We start from the raw sequence: 26,283 nt of genomic DNA, 5'->3' as shown, positions 1-26,283 counted from the left end.
TAATCTTATGCCCGCAAGATCTATAATCTTACATCTTCATCCTTTAGACAAGTACCATTGGTACATTCTGTGTACCCCTTCTTCTATATCAATCTTATGCTGCCAGCCCAGCCGGTGCAATTTGCTTACATCCGTCAGCTTACGCATAGTGCCGTCCGGTTTCGTAGCGTCAAAAGTCAGTTTGCCCTGATAACCCACTTCCTTGACAATCTTGTCCGCCAGTTGGGCAATGGTGATTTCTTTCCCCGTACCGATATTGATATGACAGTTGCGGATATCCTTGGAGCCGGCAGCATAGGTATCCTTAAAATCCACATGCTCCATGATATAGACACTGGCATCAGCCATCTCCTCACTCCATAAGAACTCACGCAACGGCTTGCCTGTTCCCCACAAAGTTACTTCCTGCCCGGTTATGCCATACTTTTTCAGAATGGAGAGAATCTCCTCATCCGTATGCGAACCGTCTATCCCCTCTACGGGACGAAGATTCATATCTTTACGCACCGCATCCCAGTTCCCCTCATTCAGGCATTTTCCCAAATGAATCTTACGAATCATGGCAGGCAGCACATGGCTGTTCTCCAAATGGAAATTATCATTGGGACCGTAAAGGTTCGTAGGCATCACGGCTATGTAATTGGTTCCATATTGCAAGTTAAAGCTTTCGCACATCTTCAACCCGGCAATCTTCGCAATAGCATACGGTTCGTTGGTATACTCCAAGGGAGAAGTCAGTAACACATCTTCCTTCATGGGTTGTACGGCATCACGAGGATAAATGCAAGTGCTTCCCAAAAACAAGAGTTTCTTTACATCATGGCGGAAACTCTCCCCTATCACATTCTGCTGAATCTGCAAGTTCTGATAAATAAAATCGGCACGGTAAAGACTGTTCGCCATGATGCCTCCCACATGTGCCGCTGCCAGAATGACATACTGGGGCTGCTCTTCATCAAAAAACTTCTTCACAGCCTGCCCGTCCAGCAAATCCAGTTCTTTGTGAGAACGGCCTACCAGATTGGTATATCCCTTTTGCTGCAAATTATTCCATATAGCAGACCCCACCAGTCCGTGGTGGCCTGCTACATATATCTTGGCTGTTTTTTCCATTATTCTGCTATTTGAGCCTTTAAATACAGTTTCTTCACGAACTTCATATCATGCTTCACCATGATTTTCACCAGTTCGGGGAAAGAAGTCTTACGGGGATTCCAGCCCAGCAACGTTTTGGCTTTAGTGGGATCACCCAACAACTGCTCCACTTCGGCGGGACGGAAATACTTAGGATCGACGGCAACCAGTTCCTTGCCCGTCGCCACATCGATACCTCTTTCATCCACCCCTTTGCCTTCCCAGCGCAATTCAATGCCCACTTCCTTGAAGGCCAAGGTACAGAACTCGCGCACCGTATGGTATTCGCCGGTCGCAATGACAAAATCTTCGGGAGTATCATGCTGAAGAATCATCCACATACACTCCACATAATCCTTGGCATAGCCCCAGTCGCGCAAAGAATCCAGATTTCCCAGATACAGCTTGTCCTGATATCCCTGGGCTATACGTGCGGCAGCCAAAGTAATCTTGCGTGTTACGAAATTTTCACCACGGCGTTCACTCTCATGGTTGAACAGGATGCCGTTCACGGCAAACATACCGTAACTTTCACGATAGTTCTTGGTAATCCAGAAACCATACTGCTTGGCCACCCCATACGGAGAACGGGGATAGAAGGGAGTCGTTTCCTTCTGAGGCACTTCCTGTACCAGTCCGAACAATTCGGAAGTCGATGCCTGATAAATCTTGGTCTTCTTTTCCAGGCCCAGAATACGGACCGCTTCCAACATACGCAGCGTGCCTACCGCATCCGCTTCCGCAGTGTACTCGGGTACATCGAAACTTACTTTCACATGGCTCTGAGCAGCCAGATTATAGATTTCATCGGGCTGTACAGCCTGAATGATACGTATCAGCGAACTACTGTCGGTCATATCCCCCCAATGCAGATTCACCAGACGGGTCTTTTGCATATCACGAACCCACTCGTCCAGATAAAGATGTTCGATACGACCGGTATTGAATGAAGAAGAACGGCGCAGAATACCGTGAACCTCATATCCCTTTTCAATCAAAAACTCTGCCAGGAATGAACCGTCCTGACCTGTAATACCTGAAATTAAAGCTACTTTTTTCATTTCGTTTATTGTAAATGGCCTTATGCAAGCCCTCTTGGTTATTTCATATCACATAGCTATCTACTGCTATCTGCCTTTCGGCATGGCAAAGGGCGGAATGACCAAACAGAACGGCAGATGACAGACAGCATACACTCCATGTATGCAGAAATAAAATATATACAAGAAAGAATATTTACTCCGCCGAAAATTCTTTGATGCGCTGTTCCTCGCTCAACCGGCAGATCAGCAATGTGTTATTCTTCTCAGCAACGATATATCCGTCCAGTCCCTGTACCACCACCCTCTTTTCCTGTGTAGTGTGAATCACACAGTTACGGGTTTCATACAACTTTATATTCTCACCTATCTGCGTATTATTATGGGCATCTTTCGGCAAATTCTCGTGCAATGATCCCCAAGTACCCAGATCACTCCACCCAAAGCTGGCAGGAAGGACAAAAATCTCATCCGCCTTCTCCATAATGGCATAATCCACCGAAATGTTCTCGCACAAAGGGAAATTCCGGTCAATCATTTCCTGCTCCTTGTCCGTATAATAATAAGGAAGCAAACGCTCGAACACCTTCGAAATGGCAGGCTGATATACGCGCAGGGCGTTCACCACCGTATTTACATTCCACACAAAAATACCGGCATTCCAGAAGAAATTATTTTTTTGAATATAGCGCCGGGCTGTTTCCAGATCGGGTTTCTCTTTAAAAGAATACACCCGGAATACCTCCTTATTGGCGGTAGAAGGTACACTGAGATCAGCTTCAATGTAACCGTAGCCCGTCTCAGGACGAGTAGGTTTCATGCCCAGGGTAAGGATAGCGTCCGAATCGGCCGTAAAATTCATCGCCGAATTAATCACCCGCTGAAACTCCGCGATATTCATCACAATGTGGTCGCTGGGGGTCACCACCATATTGGCCTTAGGATTACGTGCCTTTATTTTCCAACTGACGTATGCTATACAAGGAGCCGTATTGCGACGGCAAGGCTCACGCAGGATATGATCATCAGCAATATCGGGCAACTGCTCCTTTACAGTATCCGCATACTTCTCTGATGTCACCACCCAAATATTTTCCGGAGGACAGATCCCCTGAAAACGGTCAGCCGTAAGTTGGATCAATGTACGGCCGCAACCCAGTACATCAATAAATTGCTTAGGATAATCAGGAGTACTCATCGGCCAGAAACGGCTTCCAACACCTCCGGCCATTATAACGAGGTGATTATTCTTGATGTTCATATGATTCATTTTTTACGTTGTATGACCGCAAAGATAAGTATTATTTTTTAAAAAAAGTATTGCGTTTTAATTTATATGTCCTATATTTGCATACGACTAACATTTTTTTTGTCATGAAACAACCGACAACTGAAAACTCTGATATAATTAAACTAGTAGCGATATTAGGTGATTTTGCCTTGTTGAACCTTTCTATGATACTTGTGTTTTTTATTCTGAAAGGAATAGATTCACAGGCCATAGCCCATATTTCATTGAAAACCTACCTGCTGACTTCCAACCTGTGCTATATTCCCTGCATATCCATCTTTGGGGTCATACTGCACAACCGCATAGTGCGTCCGGAACAGATTGTAGGCCGCCTGTTAGGAACAATCAGCTTGCATGTAGTCATCTTCCTCACGGTGCTGGCCATTATTAAGGTAGATAACTTCTCACGCATCTATCTGCTTGCTTTCTATCTGTCTTTCATACCTTTAGCTATAGGATGGCGACTGACATTGCGGTTCTTTGTGAAAATGTTCCGCCGCAGTGGCAGGAACCTGCACACCACTGTACTGATAGGCGACGGGGACAATATGGTGGAGCTGTACCATACGTTGAACGATTTGACTTACGGATACAGGGTTTTAGGCATTTTCTATGATGAGAAGGATTCTAATTACCCCGAAGGGATTCCCTTTAAAGGTCCTGTAAACCAATTATTTGAATGGTTATCCCATAACACCGTGCACGAACTGTACTGTGGTCTGCCATCCAGCAGAAAGGATGATATTCTGGCCATCATGAACTATTGCGAGAACAATCTGATCCGCTTCTATAGCGTACCTCATGTACGTAACTATATAAAGCGCCAGTTGCAGTTGGAATTATTGGGTGAAGTTCCTGTCTTATCCATCCGTACCGAGCCGTTGCAGAACCCGGTAAACAGACTGGCAAAACGGTTATTTGATTTGACATTTTCCTCTCTGTTTTTACTTACAATTTTTCCATTTATGTACCTGATTGTAGGTCTTATTATTAAAATTACCTCACCTGGTCCCATATTCTTCAAACAGGAGAGAAACGGGGAAAACGGGAAAATCTTTAAATGCTATAAGTTCCGTTCCATGAAAGTGAACGCATTGTCCGATTCATTGCAGGCTACCAAGAATGATCCCCGCAAGACCAAGTTCGGCAACTTCCTGCGCAAAAGCAATCTGGACGAACTGCCGCAATTCATTAATGTATTCAAAGGAGAGATGTCCATTGTAGGTCCCAGACCCCATATGCTGAAACATACAGAGGAATATTCCCAACTGATTAACAAATACATGATGCGCCACCTTGTCAAACCCGGAATTACCGGATGGGCGCAAGTCACCGGCTACCGGGGAGAAACCAAAGAACTTTCCCAAATGGAAGGCAGGGTAAGAAGAGACTTGTGGTATATTGAGAACTGGACTTTCCTGCTCGACATCCGCATCATGATAAAAACAGTAACCAACATGTTCCGGGGCGAGAAAAACGCCTATTAATCCAAATCGTAGGGACATATAAAAAATAAAAAGATATGAAAGGTATTGTACTAGCCGGAGGTTCGGGCACGCGCCTCTATCCTATTACCAAAGGAGTATCCAAACAGCTGCTGCCTGTCTTCGACAAACCCATGATTTATTATCCTATATCGGTACTTATGCTGGCCGGCATACGGGAAATACTCATTATCTCCACCCCATACGACTTACCGAGCTTCAAAAGACTGTTAGGAGACGGAAGCGATTTCGGAGTACGCTTTGAATATGCGGAACAGCCTTCGCCCGACGGACTGGCTCAGGCTTTCATCATCGGCGAGAAATTCATCGGAAATGATTCCGTCTGCCTTGTACTGGGTGATAACATATTCCACGGCAACGGTCTGTCCGCCATGTTGAGAGAATCCGTACGTGCTGCCGAAGAGGACAAGAAAGCAACGGTATTCGGCTATTGGGTCAGTGACCCCGAAAGATATGGCGTAGCGGAATTTGACAAAGAAGGCAACTGCCTCTCTATTGAAGAAAAACCTGCCCAACCTAAGTCCAACTATGCCGTGGTGGGACTCTATTTCTATCCCAACAAGGTGGTGGAAGTAGCCAAGAATATCAAGCCTTCGGCACGGGGAGAACTGGAAATCACCACCGTAAACCAGCAATTTCTTCAGGACAAGGAATTGAAAGTACAGACATTGGGCAGAGGTTTCGCATGGCTGGATACCGGTACTCACGACTCGCTGGCCGAGGCAAGCACCTACATCGAAGTCATTGAAAAGCGCCAGGGGCTGAAAGTGGCATGCCTTGAGGGCATAGCTTTGAGAAAAGGCTGGATTACTCCGGAAAAGATGCAGGAACTGGCCCAGCCGATGCTTAAAAACCAATACGGACAATATTTACTGAAAGTTATAAAAGAACTGGGATTAGAATAATGGAAGTTATAAAAACAGCAATAGACGGGGTTTTCATTTTGGAACCCCGTATTTTTAATGATGCAAGAGGGTATTTCTTTGAAAGCTTCTCGGGACGTGAATTTGAAGAAAAAGTATGCAGGACTACATTTGTACAGGATAATGAGAGTTTCTCTACTTATGGTGTATTACGCGGCCTGCATTTCCAGAAACCTCCTTTCACACAAAGCAAACTGGTGCGTGTGATCAAGGGAGCGGTACTGGATGTGGCTGTAGATATCCGGAAAGATTCTCCTACTTTCGGAAAGCATGTGGCTGTAGAATTGACCGGAGAGAATCACCGGCAGTTTTTTATCCCCCGCGGATTCGCACACGGCTTTGCGGTACTAAGTGACGAGGTGTTGTTCCAATACAAGTGTGACCATTATTATGCTCCGCAAAGCGAAGGAGGAATCGCATGGGACGACCCCGATCTAGGCATAGACTGGCGACTTCCGGCCGACAAGGTTATTTTGTCCGACAAGGACAAGAAACATCCGAGATTGAAAGACTATCAAACGGATTTCGACTTTAATCAAAGTTTATATTAAAGGCTGTTTTGATTCTGCGTTTGTCCGGTTTTCGCCAGTGAAATTAAAGAAACCGAAAACTGCACACCGGACTATCGTAACGTTCAGGGCAACATTTCCGAAGATTGAACCTAAAAACAGGGTGCACCTCCTACGAAAGAGATGCACCCTGTTTTTATAGGTCAATATCTTTATATCACTTCTTCTCCATCCCCTCCTGAGGAGCATTAAGTCCTGCCTTCAGATTTTCAAAGAATTCACGTCCGAACAAGATCCATGCGGAAGCGCCCGCCACTGCCAGGAAAATAAATCCGACAAGAATCACCTTCTTGCTGGTTCCCGAAGGCAGCAACGGCACACTGGCAGGTTCCACAACGGCAAATACAGGTTTGGCCTCCTGTACTTTGGCCCGTGCCACCTGCAATTGGGTAGCCACCTGGCTATACACCTGATATGCCAGATTCATATCATTCTGCAACCGTTCTCTCTCCGTCAAAGCACTTTGAAGGACAACCCCCTTGTTGGCATCCATGTAATTGGCATAATTCTGCTGGGCTACATAATACTCCTGCTGGCGTTCCTTATACAATTGTTCCAGATAAGCACAATCCTGCTGGGCTTTGGAGACCCTGTACGCTGTGATATACTCCTGAAGCTTCACCACTACCGTGTCTGTAATGGCGGCCGTAACCATCGGGTCCTGCAAAGTCACCGTCACTGTGGTGATGCCGGTTTTCTTATCCACATCAGCAGTAATCGCCTTACGCATGGCTTCCACTTTCTTCGCCTGATCTTCTGTCAGGTGGAAAGGATCCAGCCTGTTCCCTTCTTCCTCTTCCTTATCGGAGAAGAGAGATTTCACCCCGCCTATAGCCGCCCCGGGCAATCCCATAATAGCACCCCACCACGGAGCTTTCTGCTCATCGAGATAAGCTACAAAAGTAGTATCCACCTCACCGTCCAACGTGGTGACATGTGCATTAAACAGTTCCAGAATGAAAGGAGTAGACGCTACTATATCCGGGAAAAGAGATACGTTCAACGCATCCGCCTCACTGCCCAGACTCATGCCTCCGATCCCCAGCATGGCAGCCATTCCCGACAGGCTCCCCCCTCCGCTTTTACCGGATTCGGGAGACAATGTCACTTCCACCGTATATTGCTTGGGAATACTCAGAGCGATAATCACCCCTACAATAGCACCTATTCCTGCAACCTTCAGCAGCATCTTTCGGGCAGCCCACAACTTACGGACATACTCCATCAAATCAATTTCCAACTCCTCGTCTTCCCGTGGTCTTTCCGTATTATTCGTATAATTCTTATCTTCCGCCATACTGTTTCTATTTTAAGATATTAGCAATAGATGCAATCATAGTAGCCAACGACGCACTGGTGGTTGCTATGGACAAAGTGTTCTGCAAAGTCCAGTTGCTCTTTTCCTTCACCGGAACAATCACCTCACAGCCCGGCTGGATCAGCTCACGGCTACCCTTCTTCGCTCTCTTCACCTGACCGTTCATATATACAATATACGCCTTGCTCTTCTTCGCACGGAAACCGTAACCTCCGGCCTGCTCTATATAATATTTCAACGTCTTGCCATCTTCAAATGAAACGGTATTGGGATACATCACAGCCCCGCTGATACGTACCGTGTTGTTGTATTCGGGAATTTCAATCACATCCCCCTCACGCAATACAATATCCGCACTGGAGCCGGGTTTAAGCATCGCTTTTTCCAAATCGATACCCACATAATAGATATCTCCCAAATCCAGCCGGTTGACATCAATGGAGTCCTTTCCAGTCTTGGCCATATCCAGAACCGTTTCCATACGTTTGCGTTCATCGGCATTGATACGACGGCTTAAACGGGCCCCTTTGATATAAGCAAACGGAGTCACTCCACCTGCCTTCTTGATCAAATCGGAAAGACGTTCGCTCTTCTCTGTCAGCGCATAATCACCTTCATACAAAACCTCACCGGTCACCTGCACATTCACCTGTTCCTGATAAGCAGGGCTCTTACGCACATATACCTGATCGTATGGCTGCAACACAAAACCCGGTTCTCCGTCTATCACAAAACCGTCTTTCAGAGAAAACGAGTACATTTGTCCTATGGTGGAAACCGCTTCCGTACCTTTGCTATCCTTGATACGGCGGGAAACATCCACACGGACGGTAGAAGCCGATTCCATCAATCCGCCAGCCTGGATTATAATATCCTCCAAAGTCGTATTGTCGGCAAAAGCGAACTCACCCGGACGGGCAACCTCACCATACACCATGATGCTTCCCACATCCTCCAAGTCATGAATACTGGGAATATAAAGCACATCATTACGCTGCAAAGGTACATCGGGTGCAGTACCGTCCATGATGCCTTTTATATCTACTTGAATAACCTCTTTCTTCAGATTCTCGCGCTCGCGATGCAACACCGCACGTCCTGTAAAGGCATCACCCATAAGGCCTTCAGCCTTTTCCACCAGTTGGCGGACTGTATTCAAGGTTCCTCCGAACTGATAAATGCCCGGACGATAGACAGCCCCTTTGATTTCAAGCTTGTTCTCAAAACGGTCCAGAATAGCTTCAGCAGTCAGCGCATCACCATCTTTTACCTGGAATACGGAATAATCAATATCATCAATCGTATAAATCTGATACTCCTTTCCGTTTTGACGAATCATGCGGAGAGAACGGGTATAGGCATCCCCCGAAAATCCACCGGCATACTTCAACAACGTGGCAACACTTTCGTTGTTTTTCATCTCGTATTTCATGGGGCGTTTCACATTACCCTCTATGCTAACCAACGCCTCGTATGGAGGAACGATGATCACATCGCCTTCCTGCAAGCGGATATCATCATTGATTTTACCTTTCATAATAAAATCGTACACATCTACGGTAGCGATTTTCTGTCCTCCGCGCACTACTTGTATATTGCGCAAGCTACCGATATCGCTCACGCCACCGGCACGGTACAGTGCATGAAACACGGTAGAGAAAGAAGACAATGCATAAGTTCCCGGTTGGAACACTTCCCCCATCACGTTCACCTGGATCGTCCGGCTGTTTCCCAAAGTAACCTTGATTTGTGAGGACGGGTTCTGTTCATTATCAAGCCCTGCATAAATCTTATTCAGTTCTTTACGCAAATATTGGTTGGCTTCGGCAATAGTCATGCCGTTCAGATAAATCAATCCCAAATCGGGGATCGTGATAGATCCGTCCGGAGATACATTATCGCGGATGGTGGCCTGGTTTGTACCCCAGATATCAATGATTACCTCATCACCCGGCCCCAGACGGTAATTAGGAGGAGTAGCCAGATTCACACTCGGCTCGAATGTAAGGTTTCTGGTTTCAAAAATGTCCCGTCCGTACACCTTATCCTTCTGCATTTCTTCCATATCGCCCATGCCCATCCCCTCGTAATAGCGATTGGCAGAAACACTGTCCGACGAGTTCTTCCCTACCACTCTGTCCGCTGCCGGACGTTGGTTGAAAGTAAAATTCTCTGTTACATAGATATCTTCCTGCGTCTTTGTCTTTTCACGCAAACGGTTCCGATTTTGCATCGTTGCATTTGCATCTTTATCAGCAGACCCATTTTGCTGTTCATAAAGTTTCTTTACACGCTTAGCCTGTTCTTGTGTCACTCCTCTACGGGCTAACTCTGTAGCAATCTGACGTTGGTCTTTTCCTTGTTGCATGCCCGTCTTCACATATTCCAACACCTGTTGGTCACTCATAGATTGCTGTGCAAGCACAGAACCCGAGAGGGCAAAAACTAAGACCAGTACGGATAATAGTTTTTTTATCATATAAATTCAATAAACTTAGTAATTTAGCAGCCGCAAAGGTAGATATTATTTTCGATATAGGCGAGTATTATTTCATAAATATCCCTCTAACAAATATAAAAACGGCTGCCACCTGACGGTGTACAGCCGTTTATTCTTTAATAATCCGTTAGCAGAATTCATTCAGACTTCATTGCACAGCCCTCCATATTTAAAAAAGGTCTGCAAGGGTAAAACTTGTGCAATACCATTCCGGCCGGATCAGCAATACATATTTACGATGGCTTCGTACAATTCCTGTTTACCGCTTACTTGCTTGGGCTCACCATTCTGCTTAGCATAAGCCACTACGTCTTCCAGTGTCAGCTTGCCTTCTTCAAATTCCTTGCCTTTGCCACTGTCGAATGAAGCATAGCGGTCTGACAACATCTTGCAGTAAGGAGATTCATTAAGCAAAGCAGCAGCACTTTCCAATGCACGCGCCATAGCGTCCATACCTGCAATATGGGCGATAAAGATATCTTCCAGATCAGTAGAGTTACGACGTGTCTTGGCATCAAAGTTGGTACCGCCATTACCCAAGCCGCCGTTGCGGATAATCTGCATCATGGCCTGGGTCAGTTCGTAATTGTCGATAGGGAACTGGTCTGTATCCCATCCGTTCTGATAATCGCCACGGTTAGCGTCAATAGATCCCAACATTCCGTTATCTACCGCAACAGCCAGTTCATGTTCAAATGTATGACCAGCCAACGTAGCATGATTCACTTCAATGTTCACCTTGAAATCCTTGTCCAGTCCGTGAGTTTTCAAGAACCCTACCACAGTTTCGGTATCCACATCATATTGATGCTTAGTCGGCTCCATCGGTTTGGGTTCAATCAGGAAAGTACCTGTAAACCCTTTGCTCCGGGCATAATCGCGGGCGATGGTCAACATCTGAGCCAGATGTTCTTTCTCACGCTTCTGATCTGTATTCAATAAAGACATATACCCTTCACGTCCACCCCAGAATACGTAATTGGAGCCACCCAGTTCGATGGTAGCGTCAATAGCGTTCTTTATCTGGACAGCAGCGCGGGCAACCACATCAAATTCGGGGTTTGTAGCAGCCCCGTTCATATAGCGTGCATGACCAAAAACATTTGCCGTACCCCATAACAATTTGATTCCGGTTTCAGCCTGTTTCTGTTTGGCATAAGCAACTATCTCTTTCAGATTCGCTTCATATTCCTCGATTGTATCGGCTTCCTCACACAAGTCCACATCATGGAAACAATAATATTCGATTCCCATTTTCTGCATGAATTCAAAGCCGGCATCCATCTTATTCTTGGCAGCCTGCACCTTATCGGCATCGCCGTTCCAAGGGAATTTCTTTGTTCCGCCGCCAAACTGGTCACCGCCCTCGGCACACAACGTATGCCACCATGCCATAGCAAACTTCAACCAGTCTTTCATCTTCTTTCCGTTAATTACCTTTTCAGCATCATAATAACGGAACGCCATCGGGTTCTTACTTTCCTTACCTTCAAATTTAATCTTTCCTATACCGGGAAAATACTCTTTTGTAGCCATAATTCTTTACTTATTTTAATAACTTGTTCTAATTTATCTACTATCTTTTTCCAACACGCAGGCGGATAGCCATTTCTTTATCCGAAGGTCCTTAAAAGGCAGCCATCGCTCTCTCCAGATTGGATTTCCAGCGGGCATACGCATCATCGTAAGCAGTACGCTGTGCCACATCAGGCTCTATCACCTCCAGTTTTTCCAATGTGGCAAATGCCTCGTTGTTATCTTTATAAACACCCGCGCCTATGCCGGCCCCCTTGGCGGCGCCCACCGATCCATCCGTGTCATACAGTTCGATTACAGCCCCTGTCACTCCCGCCAATGTTTCGCGGAAGATAGGACTGAGAAACATATTGGCATGTCCGGCATGAATCTTCTGTACAGGGATACCCATCTGCTCCATGATATCAATGCCGTATTTAAACGAGAACACGATCCCTTCCTGTGCGGCACGAACAATATGCTGCTTTCCATGCAGGTTAAAATTAACTCCACATATAGAGCATCCTGTCTCTTTATTTTCCAGCATACGCTCCGCCCCGTTGCCAAAAGGAAGAATACTTACTCCGGCACTGCCGACAGGAGCCTGTGCCGCCAGCCTGTTCATATCACTGTAAGAAATACCTTCGGGAGCCACATTACGTTTCACCCACGAATTCAATATACCGGTACCATTGATACACAACAACACTCCCAGACGGGTCTGCTCGGCAGTATGATTTACATGGGCAAAAGTATTCACCCGGGATTTCGGATCATAATTCACCTCACCGTTCACGCCATATACCACTCCCGATGTTCCTGCCGTAGAAGCAATCTCTCCCGGATTGAACACATTGAGCGACAAAGCATTATTAGGCTGGTCTCCGGCGCGATAGGTTACAGGAATTCCCTCTTTCAGGCCCAATTCTTTGGCAGCCCATGCATTTACACGTCCCTGCTCGCCAAAAGTCGGTTTGATATCAGCTATCAGCGAACGGTCGAATCCATAATAATCCATCAGGAAGCCCGCGACATCATTTGCCTGAAAATCCCAGAACATCCCTTCGGACAAACCGGACACCGTGGTACAAATATCCCCCGTCAGTTTCATAGCGATATAATCGCCGGGCAGCATTATTTTATAAATACGTTCGTACACAGCAGGCTCATTCTCTTTAATCCATGCCAGTTTGGAAGCGGTAAAATTCCCCGGAGAGTTCAGCAGATGAGAAAGACATTGCGTTTCCCCCAATGCCTCAAACGCTTTCTGCCCGTATGGAACCGCCCGTGAGTCACACCATATAATAGCCGGACGTAATACATTTTGCCCTTTATCCACACAAACCAGTCCGTGCATCTGATAAGAGATACCGATAGCGGCAATTCCATCCGGACCGATCCCACTCCCAGCCATGACAGCCTGAGTTGACAATTTCAGATTTTCCCACCAATTTTGCGGATCCTGCTCAGCCCATCCGGGGCGGGCAGCCATAATAGCAGCCTCTGTTTTAGGGAAGAATGCAGAAGAAACACACTTTCCGGTCTCTGCATTTACCAAACTCGCCTTTACCGACGAACTGCCAATATCATAACCTAATAGGTACATTTAATTGAAAATTAAGAATTTTAAAATAATAGTCTCTGTCCCGATGCTTATCAGCATTATCCTTCCAAGGAAAGGCCGGTGAAGAATCCCAAAACATATACCGATTCCCCGAAACGACCAGGCGGAGTATTCTCACAGCAATCACAACAAGGCTAAAGTTATCTGTCTGTTATCACTTCGTTCCCGACTTATTATATATTGAACGGTCGAACTTATAGAAGCGTGCCGCCCTGTGGCATACACCTACCTGTTTTTCTTCCAAAGGTACTACATATGGCATCAACGCTATCTTCTTATGGAAGTTCCTTACGTCAAACACCTTATCATAAATCAACTGATAGACAGTCCGCAACTGGGCCGCCGTAAACTTCCGGGGAAGCAAGTCGAACATTGCGGAAGGAGCATATTCCACATAATGGCGTATATGCACCAATGCATCCTGCAAAATCTGGAAATGGTCGAACGCCAGGCTTTTCACCTCCGTCACAGGTGTCCAGCAAGCATCGTATTTATCAGACAGCTGTTCGAACCGTCTGTCAATCTTCACCAGTGTCAGGTAAGCGATAGTCACAATGCGGTCTATTTTCTTCTCGTCCAAACGATGAAAACGTTCCAGCCACAGCACATCCTTAGGATTACGGGTACGGTCTTTCGATCCATACGCCTTAAACTGGGTAAGCTTCACATTCTTCAGACCCGTCAACTCATTCAACACCCGCTTGGCCGCCTCATCCAGATCCTCATCGTCATAGATAAGGCTGCCCGGCAACTTCATGTTATTATATCCGTCCTCGGACTGTTTCCCCACCTGCCTTACCAACAGGACACGGAACTGCTCTCCATCAAACCCAATCAGCACACAGTCCACAGATACATGTAAATTAATCGTCTGGTTTATTTCCGACATAGTAATATGGCTTTTATCATTTCCGGCAGCAAAGATAAATACTATTTTTCAAATTACGCAAAACAATATATTTATTTTTATTATGTTCCAAAACACTATTTTTCAATATAATAAATATCATCTATCATACAATATCACATCTTAATCTTATCATATACACTACAATATATAATGTACAGGAGTTGTCCCGTCTTCTTTTTTCCCTTTTTCCAAAGGGCTTTTATTCCATTCAATCCCCTATTTCAGACACTTGGTTAAGGAAAAGCAATCTTTACGCCAAAAAATTAATAGAATAAAGTTGTTTATTCACAATAATTTTCTTTACTTTTGCCCATTAAAATCTAAAGATTACTCTATGAGAAAGAAAATTTTGGTCTTGGACGACAAAATAGCAATTGCAAAAGTCCTTTCAATCTATCTGGCCAGTGATTATGATTGTATTTGGTTACCGAATGGCATCGAAGGGGTAAAATGGCTTCAGGAAGGTAACATACCAGATTTGATTATATCAGATATCCGTATGCCCGAAATGCGTGGAGACGAGTTTCTGGAATGGATAAAATCCAATCAGTTATTCAAACACATTCCGGTGGTTATGCTAAGCAGCGAAGACAGTACCACAGAACGCATCCGCCTGTTACAAGAAGGCGCGGAAGACTATATTGTCAAACCTTTCAATCCCATGGAGTTAAAAGTAAGAATTAAGAAAATCATTGAGTAAATCAGCATGACCTTTCTGCTTTATATAGGAAAGAACAAGGATTTTTTGCGCAAATTCAGCAAGCTCGAAAATGTCCAGATGATTTATGCCCAAAACTACCAGGATGCCATTACAATTTGTATCAGACTGAAAGTACGTGAGAACATCATTGTCCTTCACGAACAAGGGGAGATGAACGGAGATATTGAACAGATCGGTGCTTTCAGGAAAAAGTTCTATCAGGCATATGTCGTACTCATTACGGACAGGCTGACTCCCGAAGCCAGCAAAGTCTATCTGAACAGCGGAATAAACGATACCGTCAGTTTGAACATCACCACCGCCCGGTTAAGGCAGAAAATAGACATCATCAATAAACGGCAGGAACTGCTATATGCACATAACCGGAAGAAAAAAGACGTGAGGCATTTTATCCTTCCCCAATGGAAGCGCTGCTTCGATATCCTTTTCTCCGGTGCAGCGTTAGTCTTCCTGTCCCCAGTCTTTCTGCTGATTGCCATAGCCATACGTATGGAAAGCAAAGGACCTGTTATTTACAAATCCAAACGGGTAGGAACGAATTATACCATTTTTAATTTCCTGAAATTCCGTTCCATGTATACGGACGCCGATAAAAAGCTGAAAGACCTTGCCGGTCAGAACCAGTACCAGCCGGAAGGCACTCCGGAGATTGCCAAAGATTTCTCGATGGAAGAATTAGGAGGACTGATGTTTGGAGATGACGGTGTTATAGATAATGGCGGAATGCTGGTTTCCGATGACTTCATCATTCCGGAAGAAGAGTTTATTTCCAGACAAAACGCACTGGATGAAAGTCCTTTCATAAAAATAGAAAAAGACCCGCGGGTTACCAAGGTAGGACGCGTTTTACGAAAATACAGTCTGGATGAGTTACCTCAACTGGTCAACATCTTGAAAGGCGACATGTCTGTGGTGGGGAACCGTCCTCTTCCACTCTATGAAGCCGAACGCCTGACAAACGATGAAAGTATCGAACGCTTCATGGCGCCTGCCGGGCTGACCGGCTTGTGGCAGGTGGAAAAACGGGGGGATGCCGGAAAATTATCCGCTAAAGAACGCAAAGAATTAGATTTGAAATACGGTAGAGAATTCTCCTTTTTCCTGGATATGAAAATCCTGTTCAAGACTTTGACAGCTTTTGTCCAAAAAGGAGATGTTTAAATAATTTGTTTTAGGAATAAAAAGGGGATTTATTATATGGGTAAAGTATGTCTTTTTGTCATCTGTATGTATTGTTCTATCCACCATTTAAGCGCACAACAGGAAGAGCAGCAAACACAACCGGTACAACAACCTCTTGTGACACAGGATGATATATTGGGGAATATGAATGTGGATTATGCAAAGATAAAGCTGCCTCCGTTAAGTGTCCTTTATGAGAATGCACGCAGCACTCCAAGCTTACAGATTTTAGAGAAGGAGAAACAGTTACAGAAAAAGCTACTATCGAAAGAGAAAAGGAACTGGCTGGGGTTTATCCATGCCGGCGGAAGTGCTTCTTACGGTATAGCAGACAATGTGGCCAGCAATACGGATGTCAACACCCCACTTATTTACAGGTATGTAGGTACAGAACAGACTTCGTGGAATGTGGGAGGCGGCATCAGTATTCCTTTTGAAAAGCTGTTCGACCTCCGGGGAGGAATCAAGCGCCAGCGAATCCAGGTGGATATTGCCGAGTTAAGAAAACAGGAAGCATACGAAACCCTTAAAATACAAATAGCTCATTTATATGTCCAGATTTTATCCAATATAGAAACATTGCAAAGATCAGCTGAAAATATAGCTTTATATAAAGGTGCATCGGCTGTTGCAGAACAGGAATATAGAAACAGACGTACCTCTATTCATGATGTGGCCAAGACTAAAGAACAGGAATTTGCCGCTAATCAAGACTTTGCCTTACTACGCTCTACTATTAACGACCAGCTGCTGACCCTTGAAATAATCTCCCACACCCCCATCCTGACCATACAAGGAGAAAAGGACGTTCAAGAAACAACGATACAGGAACAGGAAGAAAACAAGAGGCAAAGTAAGAAAAAAGACAAAAAGGAATAAGAAGCATGGAATTATTTAAATACATAGTCAAGTTTATCTACCGTATCCGTTGGTGGATGGTTATATTTCCATGTATAGCCGGTATCATAGCATGGTTTCTTACCAGAAATCTGGAAAAAACGTATGATGTGAAAACCACCATCTTTACAGGAATCATCTCCGGATACAACGTAGATGCCACCGATACCCGAAACGCCACCGTGCACATGAGTAATTTAATGAATATCATTACAACGGAACGCACACTGAAAATAGTATCTCTGAAACTGCTTGCCCGCTGTCTGGTCTATGGAGATGCCGAAAGAAACACCAGTTATATTTCAGCCATACACTACCAGCAGCTGGTTTCCGGTATTCCACGAGAGTTACAGGCATTGATAGACAAGCAAAACGAAGAGAAGACCTATCATAATCTGGTAGCTTTTGAACGCCCGTCCATCAATAATTTCATCTACCAACTACTCAATTATACCCACCCTTATTTCAGCGTACCTCTACTCTCACAACATATAAAAGTAGCCAGGTTGGGAAACAGTGATATGATCGAGATTGCTTATAGTGCCAACGATCCGGGAATAGCTTATAACACACTTGAGATTCTGAATGAAGAGTTTGTCAAACAATACCATGAACTACGCTATGGAGAAACAAACAATGTGATCAAGTTCTTTCAAGAAGAACTGGCCAGATTGGGCAAAATGCTGACTGCCGCCGAGGATTCTTTAATCGAGTACAATATAGAAAACCGCATCATCAACTATGGAGAACAAACCAAACAGGTGGCAAGCATGGACGCTACGTACCGGATGATGGACAATGATTTGCTTGTCAATTATTCCACCAGTAAGGCGTTGATCGATTTCTATGAATATAAATTAGGTGATGTAGCCAAATTGATCCGTACCAACAATGAGTTTATGGACAAACTTCATCAAATGTCCCAATTGAACACCCAGATCTCGACCATGGAAATCACTCCGGACGAAAAGAACCGGAAAAAGCTGGAAGAACAAAAAAACATGTTAAGTAGTGCCGAACAAAACATCAACAATCTTGCCCTGAAATTAAGTGCCGAAGCCGCAAGTACAAACAATGTATCTTATGAGACACTCATCAGCCAATGGCTTGACCAAGTAGTTCTTGCCGAAAAGACTAAAGCCCAAATGGAAGCACGAGATATAATGAGAGAGAATTTAAATAAAGATTTCCTTTATTTCTCCCCCATCGGCGCTACCCTGGGCCGGAAAGAAAGGCATATCGGCTTTGTGGAAAGCAACTATATGTCTACCATGGGAGCCTTGAATGCAGCCATCTTGCGACAAAAGAACCTGGAAATGACCTCAGCTTCATTAAAAATCATGAATCCGCCCCTGTTTCCACTGACCTCCTCCCCCACCAATGCACGCATGATTATACTTGCATCCATACTGGGGACTTTACTTTTCATCATTGGCTATTTTCTGATTATAGAAATACTGGACCGTACCCTCAGAGACAAAATACGTGCAGAACGAATCACCGGAGGAACAGTTATCGGCGCATATCCTAGAGAAAGCAAGTTAAGATACAGACGTTATAATAAAGCCATAAACAAGATGGCCGTCAGGCAACTCAGCACCGCTTTACTGCCTCATCTAAATACACAGGAACAGCGGGTCATCAATCTGTTAAGTACAGAAGAGAAAGACGGAAAGACCCATGTCGCCCGCCTGATAGAGGAATATTGGAGCAGCATCGGCCTAAACGTCCGCCGCATTACATACGATGAAGATTTTCTAAGCGAAGACAGCCAATATGTACAGGCAAACAATTTGAAAGAACTATGTCCCGATCTGGAAAAGGATGAAATACTTCTAATCGAACACCCGGTCCTGAAAAGCAATCCTCTGCCTCCGACTTTGTTAAATGAAGCATCCATCAATCTGCTGGTTGTCCGTGCCAACCGTACTTGGAAAAATACGGATCAGGCACTGTATGAGCATTTGTTACAAGTTAAACAAAAAGAAGTACCCCTCCTTTTCTATCTGACACAAGCAGACAGAAATACAGTGGAAGACTTTACAGGACAATTACCTCCTTACACGAACTTTAAGAATATGGAATACAGGCTGTTCCAACTCGGACTGACCGCCATTGAATACAAAGGAAAATAGATAATGATAGCAAAAGAAATAAATATAACCCATACAGGTCTAATTCTGGCCAGCTTCATTATCGGACTGTGCTTATGCCTATGGACAGCCCTCAACATGAAGCCCTCCATAGGAGTTGCAATAGGGTTCATACCTTTTGCCACGCTTTTTATCTTCATATGCATAAACAGACCCGTCATTCTGCTGGCCATCACCTTTATGCTGAATTACCTGATAATGGGAATTAACAGATATCATTCCATCCCTATTGCCATTACCAATATCTTTGATTTGCTCTACGGCATCATGTTGGCCCTTATTCTTCTGAAACAGTTGCAAAGCAATCATCATTTCAGGAAAATACTAAACGTCTATACCTGCATCACATTGGTCTGGCTGCTATATTGTATCATCAACATAGGTAATGGTATAACCGGTGAATTTTACATGGAAGCATGGCTTCGTATTTTAAGACCCTGGGCCTTATACCCTATTCTGACCTGTATTATTCTATCCATACACTGCAATCGCTACACTTTTATCCATTACTTTTTAATACTATGGGGTATCATGACCCTACTGGCTGCCGCAAAAGGATATTGGCAAAAGAACAAAGGTTTTGACAGTACCGAGCTAAGCTGGTTGTGGGCCTACGGAGCACGTACCCATTTTATCCATTCCGGCATCCGCTATTTCTCATTTTTCACTGACGCGGGTCTTTTCGGTGCCAGCATGGGATTATCCTGCACTGTTTTCACGCTTACTTTTTTCTATACAAAGAACCTATTTCTCAGACTCTTCTATTTAATAGTGGGTATGGCAGGATTTTATGGTCTGTTAATATCGGGAACCCGATCGGCCATAGCTGTACCCATTGCAGGGCTGGGGCTCTTTCTGTTCCTGTCTAAAAGTTGGAAAATAGGCATCATCTCCTTTATCCTGCTTGCCGGAGGGATAGGAATGCTGAAATACACCAAGATCGGAGAGAACAATAAGTTGATCCGTCGTATGCGTACTGTCTTTGACACAGAGGATCAATCGATGATGGCTCGTTTCGAGAACCAGAAAGCACTGAATGCCTACATGGATGAAATGCCCTTCGGCATAGGCATGGGAGCCATAGACGGGGTAGTTCCTCCCCATAACAAATATTATTTCGTTTCCATCTGTCCTTCAGACTCCAGTCTGGTAGATGTATGGAAACAGATGGGAATAGTGGGACTGTGTGTGTTTTTGGGTATGCATGCCATTCTATTTCTATCGGGCTCCTACATCCTTTTATTCAAAATCCGAAATCCGGAAATCCGGGGACCGCTGACAGGTATGTTATGCGGTTGTGCAGGCATACTGGTAGCTTCTTACGCCAATATGGTTTATTTCCAGTTTCCTAACGGAATCTTGATTTATTCTTGTTTCACCTTTGTTTTTTTAGGACCTTATTTAGATAAACAATACTCAGAAATACATGGACTACCGACAGCCTGACCTATCCGTCATCACCGTGAACTATAACGGTTTTCACGACACCTGCGAATTCATTGACTCGTGGGCAGCCACTGTATTCTCTGTCAGTTATGAAATGATAGTCATTGACAATGGTTCCACTGCCAATGAAGCCGCCTTGCTACAAAAAACATATCCTTTTATCCAAGCCGTACGCAGTGAGCGGAACTTAGGATTCGCCGGAGGTAACAATCTGGGTATAAACCTTGCAAAAGGAAAATACCTGTTCTTGCTGAACAATGATGTTTGTATGGTCAAAGATGCCATACCCTTGTTGATAAAACGCCTTCTGTCCTCCGACAAGATAGCAGGTGTCTCCCCGTTAATCCGTGATTATGCAGAACCGCACGCCATACAATTTGCAGGATACACCCAACTTTCGCCCATTACCTTAAGAAACAGAGCCATAGGCAAAGGGAAAATAAATAAAGACCACTACCCCGCCCAAAAAACGCCTTATCTGCATGGTGCCGCCATGTTACTGAAAAAAACAATAATAGACAAGCTTAGCCTGATGCCCGAAGAATATTTTCTATATTATGAGGAACTGGACTGGTGCACCTATATCAATAGGGAAGGCTACGAACTATGGTACGATCCCGCTTGCGAAATATGGCACAAGGACAGCAACTCCACCGGAAAAGAAAGTCCGTTGAAATACTATTACCTGAGCAGAAACAGATTATTATATGCCTACCGCAATCTCTTTGACTGGAAACTTCCGGTTTCCATCTTATACCAGACAATGATTGTATGTCCCAAAAACATACTGACCGCCTTGGGAAAAGGAAAGAAAGCCATAGCCAAAGCACATTGGGAGGGAACAAAAGCATTTTTCAAACTTAGAAACAAAGACAAACAGCCATGATATTTCTAGCATACATAGAACTACTACTTTTCGCGATATGTGCCTTTACTGTTTTTTACCTGCTGGTGTACGCCATAGCGGCAACAGGCAACCGCACCGACAAATATTCCGAATCAAGAGTAAAACACCGTTTCGCCATTCTGATACCGGCCTATCAGGACGATGACTACATACCCTATACCGTCAAATCATTTCTGCAACAAGAATATCCTATAGACTGCTATGACATTATCGTCATTTCAGACCACCTGAAGCCGGAAACAAACAGACAGCTGGCACAATATCCCATCACCCTGTTGCAAGCCAGATTCAAGAAAAGTTCAAAAATGAAATCTGTCAAAGCTGCCATGTCACAATTACAAGAAGGACAATACGATATCGTTTTAATCATGAATGCGGACAATGTAGTGGACACCAACTTTCTTGAAGTTGTCAACAATACGTATGCCAGCGGCTCCAATGCCATCCAAACCCATCGCATCTATCAGGAAAGACCCAGCAATGTCAGCATATTGAATGCCATCACCGACGAGATAAACAATTCCATTCTTCGTGCGGGGCATGTCAATTTGGGACTTTCAGCTTCGCTGAACGGCTCCGGAACCGCAATAGACTTCACTTGGTTCAAAGAAAACATCCGTCATTTAAAAGACGATGACGATGAAAAAGTCATCGAATCCCTGCTGCTCCGCGAACGGATATATGTGGAATATTTAAATAATACCCATGTATATGCCTTGAAGAATAGTGGAAAGAAAAAATTCTATACCCAACATAGCACTTGGATTAAAACCCAATATTATTCCCTGTTCACCAATATCGGTAATCTGCCCGGCGCCATTTTAAGTGGAAAATTTGATTATGCCGACCGTATTCTGCAATGGTTCATTTTCCCTCGCACCATCCTGCTAGGTATCCTCCTCCTGTTCAGTTTCCTGTCCGTATACTTCCACTGGAGCGCCTGCCTAAAATGGTGGGGATTATTACTCACTTTCTTATTGACTATGGCAATAGCCACTCCAAACTACTTGGTGGACAGCAAATTCAACAAAGCCATGAAAGCTATCCCCTTTCTGGCGGCAGGCATGATATTCAATATGCTTTTAAGAAAGAAAAAATAAAAGCCCCATGCTATCGGAAATTATACATATCATGGAATATACGCTATATATCTACCTTTCCGTCAGTGTGGGGTATATAGTCCTGTTTTCTGCCGCCTCTCATTTCTTCAAACAAAAGAAATATCCCGCGACTACTGTCCGGCAACGTTTTATCATCCTTGTTCCCGCCTATAAAGAGGATGCGGTCATTCACGCCTGCGTCACTTCCGTTCTGCGCCAAACTTATCCGGCAGAGCTTTACGACCTGATAGTCATATCCGACCACATGCGTCCCGAAACCAATGCCTCACTGCGCAAAGAACGCATCGGCTTGATAGAACTGCATGAAAAGGAAAGTTCCAAGGCAAAAGCCCTGCGCATTGCAGCAGAGACCATCACAGACCAGCCATACGATTATGTCCTCATACTGGATGCCGATAATCTGATCTCACCCTGTTATCTTCAAGAACTGAATAAGGCAGTTTCACAGGGTATAAAAGCCATACAGACACACCGCAAAGCCAAAAATATGAATACAGACATAGCCCTATTGGATGCCGCCATCGAAGAGATGAACAATTCCATCTTCCGCAAGGGACACATCCGGCTGGGATTTTCATCTGCCCTTACCGGCTCCGGAATGGCTTTCGATTTCCGATGGTTTGTCCGGAACATCATCCATACCCATAGTACGGGCGAAGACAAAGAACTGGAAGAACTCCTGCTCCGTCAAGGCATTCACATTGAATATATAGACACCCTAGAAACATTGGACGAAAAAGTCCGGCAACCGGATGCCTTGCGTAACCAGCGCCGCCGCTGGATAGCCACCCAGCTTTTCCTTGCATTAAAAATGGGACGTAACCTCCCCACAGCCTTACTGAACGGAAACGGAGATTATCTGCTGAAAACCCTCCAAGCCTTTATCGCCCCCCGCAGCATTCTGTTGGCGCTCATCGGATTCTTTTCATGTGTTCTCTGCATTTTCTCTCCGGCTTCTTCCATAAAGTGGTGGATTTTGCTTATCTTGCTGAACGGTGCGTTATACCTGGCCATTCCGTCCAATATGAGATATAAATACATGAGCAGAATCCTCAGGCAGACACCTTATTTTGTAATCATTATGCTTCTCAACTTGTTTCACTTGAAAGGAATGGCACAGAAGTTCAACCATACACAGCATGGATAGAATTATGAATATAAAAGAGTACTTACAGCAACACCCGCAATGGAAAAAACGGATACACGGTTTCATCATGCATCCGGTAAAGACACGCCCCTATTGGTGGATACGCGTATGGCAGCCTTTCTACATAAAAAAAGGCCGGGGCTCAGTCATTTATTCCAGTGTACGGAAAGACCTTCCACCGTTCCACCTGTTCCAGATGGGAAAATATTCGGTAGTGGAAGATTTCTCCTGCTTGAACAATGCCGTAGGCGACATCGTAATCGGTGATTATTGCCGGATAGGACTCGGCAATACGGTCATCGGTCCCATCCGGATAGACAACGGGGTCAATATTTCACAAAACGTAGTCCTGATAGGATTAGATCACAATTACCAGGATATCACTCAAGGCATCATCGAACAAGGTATCACCACTTCTCCTATCCACATCGGAGAACATACCATCATAGGAGCCAACGTGATTGTACTGCCCGGAATCACCATCGGCAAACATTGTTTTATCGGTGCCGGGTGTGTGGTTACCCAAAACATACCCGACTATTGTGTCACGGTAGGAAATCCCGCACGCATTATCAAACGCTATAACCCTCAATCACAAACATGGGAAAAAATATAAAAATATTAGTATGTGCCCATAAGGACAGCCGGCTACCACAGCATGAGTACTTCTGTCCCATACAGGTGGGGGCCTCCCTAACCAGTGCCCGATTCTTCCCTGTACTAGATAACACAGGAGATAATATATCCGACAGGAATCCTCACTTTTGTGAACTAACCGCCCATTATTGGGCTTGGAAAAATCTAAAGTGTGACATTATAGGGCTCAATCATTACAGGCGCTTCTTTGATTTTCATCGCCCGTTTCCGGCTTTTTCACCAGACAGGAGTTTCATTAACATAGATTCATTTCTAAAAGAAACTTACCGATTTCCTGATTTAGAAACCTTATTAAATGATTATGACATCATCCTCTCTCCCAAGCGTCATTATCCCTATAACGTCGCTACACAATACGCCATATTCCATCTAGTCAATGACCTCAATTTGCTGAAAGAAGTCATTCAACACCTCACACCCGAATATGCTGAAGCTTTTCATACATTCATGTATCACTGCAATGCCTATTCCGGATATAATATGTTTATCACCGGACGGAAACATTTTGACGAATACTCCCAGTGGCTATTCAGCGTATTGTTTGAATTGGAAAAACGGGTAAAACTGTCCGCCTATCCGGATCAGGCACGTCTGTTCGGCTATTTATCAGAAAGATTGATCAATGTCTATTGCATAAGGCACCGGTTAAAGATAAAGTATGTTCCCGTCATCATGCCCTTGGAAGAAACGTTTCAGAATCCGAGCAACCTGCTTTATACGCTTCGCCGACTAAAGAATGATCTTATTTATAAACTCACAGAATTATAAGTTATGCCGTTGGTTTCTGTCATCATCCCTATATACAATACAGAAAAATTCCTGCCTTTGTGTATCAACAGCGTCTTAAACCAGACACTGACAGACATTGAAGTACTGCTGGTTAATGACGGAAGTACGGACGGAAGCGGGAAAATATGTGACGAATACGCCTGCAAGGACCAACGAATACAGGTAATACACACTCTGAACCAAGGAGTCAGCCATGCACGAAACCAAGGACTGGAAACCGCAAAAGGAGAATATATAGCTTTCATGGATAGCGATGACTGGATAGAAACGGATATGATAGCCACTCTTTATCAACTTATCCGGACAAACGAAGCCGGTCTGGCTACTTGCGGATATATCATTGAAAATGAAGATGGTCGTCCGATTTACCACATCAACGAAGTGAAATCCGGCAAATTAACCCAGTGGGAGGCCATTCACTCCCTGTTTAACGACAGGCATTACAAATACAAAGGAAACTTATGGGATAAATTATATCATAAAGAAATCATTGACAAACATCACCTAAAATTCAATGAACATATTTATTATAATGAAGACAGGCTCTTTATTTTTCAATACCTGAGCCACTGCCAATCAGCCGCATACACCACTTCCCCCTATTATCACTATGTCACAAGAAAATCAAGCGCCATGAACCTGTCGCAAAAAAACTACACCCCCAAACTGTGCACTTTCATGGATGCATTCGACCTGATGACTTCACTTTCGGCTACATTCCCCACCTATATTCTACGTGCTTTGTCGGCCGATTACATAAAAAGTTCGTTCTTGTTCTATACCCAACACTCACGGGAAATCCCCTTCAATGAATTATGGGACAGAATGCTAAGAATCAGAAAAAACAATTATATACATCTTCCACTTTCTCTAAAAATAAAGTATGCGCTATATGGCATCAGACTTATCCTGCGGGCATGGCTCAAGTGAAAAG

Annotated in this window: 22 protein-coding genes; 14 read left to right on the top strand and 8 right to left on the bottom strand. The window is 44.4% G+C overall.

The window, feature by feature from the left end:
- Positions 1-36: 36 nt before the first annotated feature.
- The 3 genes from RE317_RS08665 to RE317_RS08655 form a co-directional block, all read right to left on the bottom strand.
- Positions 37-1,113, bottom strand: a complete 1,077-nt coding sequence (locus RE317_RS08665) for a GDP-L-fucose synthase (RefSeq protein ID WP_005851500.1) — start codon at positions 1,111-1,113, stop codon at positions 37-39.
- On the bottom strand, positions 1,113-2,195 hold the full coding sequence (gene gmd / locus RE317_RS08660; RefSeq protein WP_005851498.1) for a GDP-mannose 4,6-dehydratase: 1,083 nt from the start codon (positions 2,193-2,195) through the stop codon (positions 1,113-1,115). Before gmd ends, RE317_RS08665 begins: the two co-directional genes overlap by 1 nt.
- 175 nt (positions 2,196-2,370) lie before the next feature.
- The gene (locus RE317_RS08655) at positions 2,371-3,435 is read right to left on the bottom strand and encodes a mannose-1-phosphate guanylyltransferase (protein ID WP_005851496.1); all 1,065 of its coding nucleotides are present in this window, start codon (positions 3,433-3,435) and stop codon (positions 2,371-2,373) included.
- Positions 3,436-3,548: 113 nt separating this feature from the next.
- On the opposite strand from RE317_RS08655, the gene RE317_RS08650 reads away from it, so the two are divergent.
- Genes RE317_RS08650 through rfbC form a run of 3 tightly spaced genes read left to right on the top strand, consistent with a single transcriptional unit; the run spans position 3,549 to position 6,444 of the window.
- Positions 3,549-4,952 (top strand): undecaprenyl-phosphate glucose phosphotransferase, encoded by a 1,404-nt coding sequence (locus RE317_RS08650; protein WP_005851494.1) that lies wholly within the window; start codon positions 3,549-3,551, stop codon positions 4,950-4,952.
- A gap of 35 nt (positions 4,953-4,987) precedes the next feature.
- Positions 4,988-5,875: a glucose-1-phosphate thymidylyltransferase RfbA gene (gene rfbA / locus RE317_RS08645; RefSeq protein WP_008671327.1), complete on the top strand. Its 888-nt coding sequence runs from the start codon at positions 4,988-4,990 to the stop codon at positions 5,873-5,875.
- Positions 5,875-6,444 (top strand): dTDP-4-dehydrorhamnose 3,5-epimerase, encoded by a 570-nt coding sequence (gene rfbC / locus RE317_RS08640; protein ID WP_005851490.1) that lies wholly within the window; start codon positions 5,875-5,877, stop codon positions 6,442-6,444. The genes rfbA and rfbC overlap by 1 nt, the downstream gene beginning before the upstream one ends.
- A gap of 175 nt (positions 6,445-6,619) precedes the next feature.
- Here the strand turns inward: rfbC and RE317_RS08635 are convergent, their stop codons facing one another.
- From RE317_RS08635 to RE317_RS08615, 5 genes are all read right to left on the bottom strand, one after another.
- Positions 6,620-7,759: a Wzz/FepE/Etk N-terminal domain-containing protein gene (locus tag RE317_RS08635; RefSeq protein WP_117873630.1), complete on the bottom strand. Its 1,140-nt coding sequence runs from the start codon at positions 7,757-7,759 to the stop codon at positions 6,620-6,622.
- 7 nt (positions 7,760-7,766) lie between these two features.
- On the bottom strand, positions 7,767-10,259 hold the full coding sequence (locus tag RE317_RS08630) for an SLBB domain-containing protein (RefSeq protein WP_005851488.1): 2,493 nt from the start codon (positions 10,257-10,259) through the stop codon (positions 7,767-7,769).
- Positions 10,260-10,499: 240 nt separating this feature from the next.
- Complete coding sequence (gene xylA, locus RE317_RS08625; RefSeq protein WP_005851486.1) at positions 10,500-11,816, bottom strand: xylose isomerase; 1,317 nt, start codon at positions 11,814-11,816, stop codon at positions 10,500-10,502.
- A gap of 91 nt (positions 11,817-11,907) precedes the next feature.
- A complete protein-coding gene (locus tag RE317_RS08620; RefSeq protein ID WP_005851484.1) occupies positions 11,908-13,401 on the bottom strand; it encodes a xylulokinase in 1,494 nt (497 codons plus the stop codon).
- Between the two features lie 172 nt (positions 13,402-13,573).
- Complete coding sequence (locus tag RE317_RS08615; protein ID WP_005843148.1) at positions 13,574-14,308, bottom strand: NUDIX domain-containing protein; 735 nt, start codon at positions 14,306-14,308, stop codon at positions 13,574-13,576.
- Between the two features lie 355 nt (positions 14,309-14,663).
- Here RE317_RS08615 and RE317_RS08610 point away from each other — a divergent pair, with 355 nt between their 5' ends.
- The 11 genes from RE317_RS08610 to RE317_RS08560 are packed head-to-tail and all read left to right on the top strand — an operon-like array spanning position 14,664 to position 26,279.
- Positions 14,664-15,029 carry a response regulator transcription factor gene (locus tag RE317_RS08610; RefSeq protein WP_005843147.1) on the top strand — a complete coding sequence of 122 codons (366 nt, stop codon included), beginning with the start codon at positions 14,664-14,666 and terminating at the stop codon, positions 15,027-15,029.
- Positions 15,030-15,035: 6 nt separating this feature from the next.
- Positions 15,036-16,211, top strand: a complete 1,176-nt coding sequence (locus RE317_RS08605; RefSeq protein WP_005843146.1) for a sugar transferase — start codon at positions 15,036-15,038, stop codon at positions 16,209-16,211.
- Between the two features lie 36 nt (positions 16,212-16,247).
- Positions 16,248-17,111 (top strand): TolC family protein, encoded by an 864-nt coding sequence (locus RE317_RS08600; RefSeq protein WP_005843145.1) that lies wholly within the window; start codon positions 16,248-16,250, stop codon positions 17,109-17,111.
- Between the two features lie 5 nt (positions 17,112-17,116).
- Entirely contained in the window at positions 17,117-19,264 is a 2,148-nt protein-coding gene (locus RE317_RS08595; RefSeq protein WP_117873626.1) for a hypothetical protein, read from the top strand.
- Positions 19,265-19,267: 3 nt separating this feature from the next.
- Complete coding sequence (locus tag RE317_RS08590; RefSeq protein WP_303266234.1) at positions 19,268-20,728, top strand: O-antigen ligase; 1,461 nt, start codon at positions 19,268-19,270, stop codon at positions 20,726-20,728.
- Entirely contained in the window at positions 20,709-21,614 is a 906-nt protein-coding gene (locus RE317_RS08585) for a glycosyltransferase family 2 protein (protein WP_022508279.1), read from the top strand. Before RE317_RS08590 ends, RE317_RS08585 begins: the two co-directional genes overlap by 20 nt.
- Complete coding sequence (locus RE317_RS08580) at positions 21,611-22,735, top strand: glycosyltransferase family 2 protein (RefSeq protein ID WP_005843140.1); 1,125 nt, start codon at positions 21,611-21,613, stop codon at positions 22,733-22,735. The genes RE317_RS08585 and RE317_RS08580 overlap by 4 nt, the downstream gene beginning before the upstream one ends.
- Before the next feature lie 7 nt (positions 22,736-22,742).
- A complete protein-coding gene (locus RE317_RS08575; RefSeq protein ID WP_005843139.1) occupies positions 22,743-23,903 on the top strand; it encodes a glycosyltransferase in 1,161 nt (386 codons plus the stop codon).
- Between the two features lie 4 nt (positions 23,904-23,907).
- Positions 23,908-24,519, top strand: a complete 612-nt coding sequence (locus RE317_RS08570; RefSeq protein WP_008671350.1) for a DapH/DapD/GlmU-related protein — start codon at positions 23,908-23,910, stop codon at positions 24,517-24,519.
- Positions 24,504-25,328, top strand: coding sequence for a DUF4422 domain-containing protein (locus RE317_RS08565; protein ID WP_005843137.1), 825 nt, complete (start codon positions 24,504-24,506; stop codon positions 25,326-25,328). The genes RE317_RS08570 and RE317_RS08565 overlap by 16 nt, the downstream gene beginning before the upstream one ends.
- 3 nt (positions 25,329-25,331) lie before the next feature.
- Complete coding sequence (locus RE317_RS08560; RefSeq protein ID WP_005843136.1) at positions 25,332-26,279, top strand: glycosyltransferase; 948 nt, start codon at positions 25,332-25,334, stop codon at positions 26,277-26,279.
- Positions 26,280-26,283: the final 4 nt, after the last annotated feature.

Source organism: Phocaeicola sp. GP0067 (genome assembly GCF_031119655.1).
In the GTDB taxonomy this organism is placed as follows: domain Bacteria; phylum Bacteroidota; class Bacteroidia; order Bacteroidales; family Bacteroidaceae; genus Phocaeicola; species Phocaeicola vulgatus.
This window is presented reverse-complemented; position numbering and strand designations above follow the sequence as displayed.

Excerpts from the sequence above, each read along its gene's own strand:
- RE317_RS08665 (WP_005851500.1), bottom strand. The coding sequence starts at position 1,113 with ATGGAAAAAACAGCCAAGATATATGTAGCAGGCCACCACGGACTGGTG.
- gmd (WP_005851498.1), bottom strand. The coding sequence starts at position 2,195 with ATGAAAAAAGTAGCTTTAATTTCAGGTATTACAGGTCAGGACGGTTCA.
- RE317_RS08655 (WP_005851496.1), bottom strand. The coding sequence starts at position 3,435 with ATGAACATCAAGAATAATCACCTCGTTATAATGGCCGGAGGTGTTGGA.
- RE317_RS08650 (WP_005851494.1), top strand. The coding sequence starts at position 3,549 with ATGAAACAACCGACAACTGAAAACTCTGATATAATTAAACTAGTAGCG.
- rfbA (WP_008671327.1), top strand. The coding sequence starts at position 4,988 with ATGAAAGGTATTGTACTAGCCGGAGGTTCGGGCACGCGCCTCTATCCT.
- rfbC (WP_005851490.1), top strand. The coding sequence starts at position 5,875 with ATGGAAGTTATAAAAACAGCAATAGACGGGGTTTTCATTTTGGAACCC.
- RE317_RS08635 (WP_117873630.1), bottom strand. The coding sequence starts at position 7,759 with ATGGCGGAAGATAAGAATTATACGAATAATACGGAAAGACCACGGGAA.
- RE317_RS08630 (WP_005851488.1), bottom strand. The coding sequence starts at position 10,259 with ATGATAAAAAAACTATTATCCGTACTGGTCTTAGTTTTTGCCCTCTCG.
- xylA (WP_005851486.1), bottom strand. The coding sequence starts at position 11,816 with ATGGCTACAAAAGAGTATTTTCCCGGTATAGGAAAGATTAAATTTGAA.
- RE317_RS08620 (WP_005851484.1), bottom strand. The coding sequence starts at position 13,401 with ATGTACCTATTAGGTTATGATATTGGCAGTTCGTCGGTAAAGGCGAGT.
- RE317_RS08615 (WP_005843148.1), bottom strand. The coding sequence starts at position 14,308 with ATGTCGGAAATAAACCAGACGATTAATTTACATGTATCTGTGGACTGT.
- RE317_RS08610 (WP_005843147.1), top strand. The coding sequence starts at position 14,664 with ATGAGAAAGAAAATTTTGGTCTTGGACGACAAAATAGCAATTGCAAAA.
- RE317_RS08605 (WP_005843146.1), top strand. The coding sequence starts at position 15,036 with ATGACCTTTCTGCTTTATATAGGAAAGAACAAGGATTTTTTGCGCAAA.
- RE317_RS08600 (WP_005843145.1), top strand. The coding sequence starts at position 16,248 with ATGGGTAAAGTATGTCTTTTTGTCATCTGTATGTATTGTTCTATCCAC.
- RE317_RS08595 (WP_117873626.1), top strand. The coding sequence starts at position 17,117 with ATGGAATTATTTAAATACATAGTCAAGTTTATCTACCGTATCCGTTGG.
- RE317_RS08590 (WP_303266234.1), top strand. The coding sequence starts at position 19,268 with ATGATAGCAAAAGAAATAAATATAACCCATACAGGTCTAATTCTGGCC.
- RE317_RS08585 (WP_022508279.1), top strand. The coding sequence starts at position 20,709 with ATGGACTACCGACAGCCTGACCTATCCGTCATCACCGTGAACTATAAC.
- RE317_RS08580 (WP_005843140.1), top strand. The coding sequence starts at position 21,611 with ATGATATTTCTAGCATACATAGAACTACTACTTTTCGCGATATGTGCC.
- RE317_RS08575 (WP_005843139.1), top strand. The coding sequence starts at position 22,743 with ATGCTATCGGAAATTATACATATCATGGAATATACGCTATATATCTAC.
- RE317_RS08570 (WP_008671350.1), top strand. The coding sequence starts at position 23,908 with ATGAATATAAAAGAGTACTTACAGCAACACCCGCAATGGAAAAAACGG.
- RE317_RS08565 (WP_005843137.1), top strand. The coding sequence starts at position 24,504 with ATGGGAAAAAATATAAAAATATTAGTATGTGCCCATAAGGACAGCCGG.
- RE317_RS08560 (WP_005843136.1), top strand. The coding sequence starts at position 25,332 with ATGCCGTTGGTTTCTGTCATCATCCCTATATACAATACAGAAAAATTC.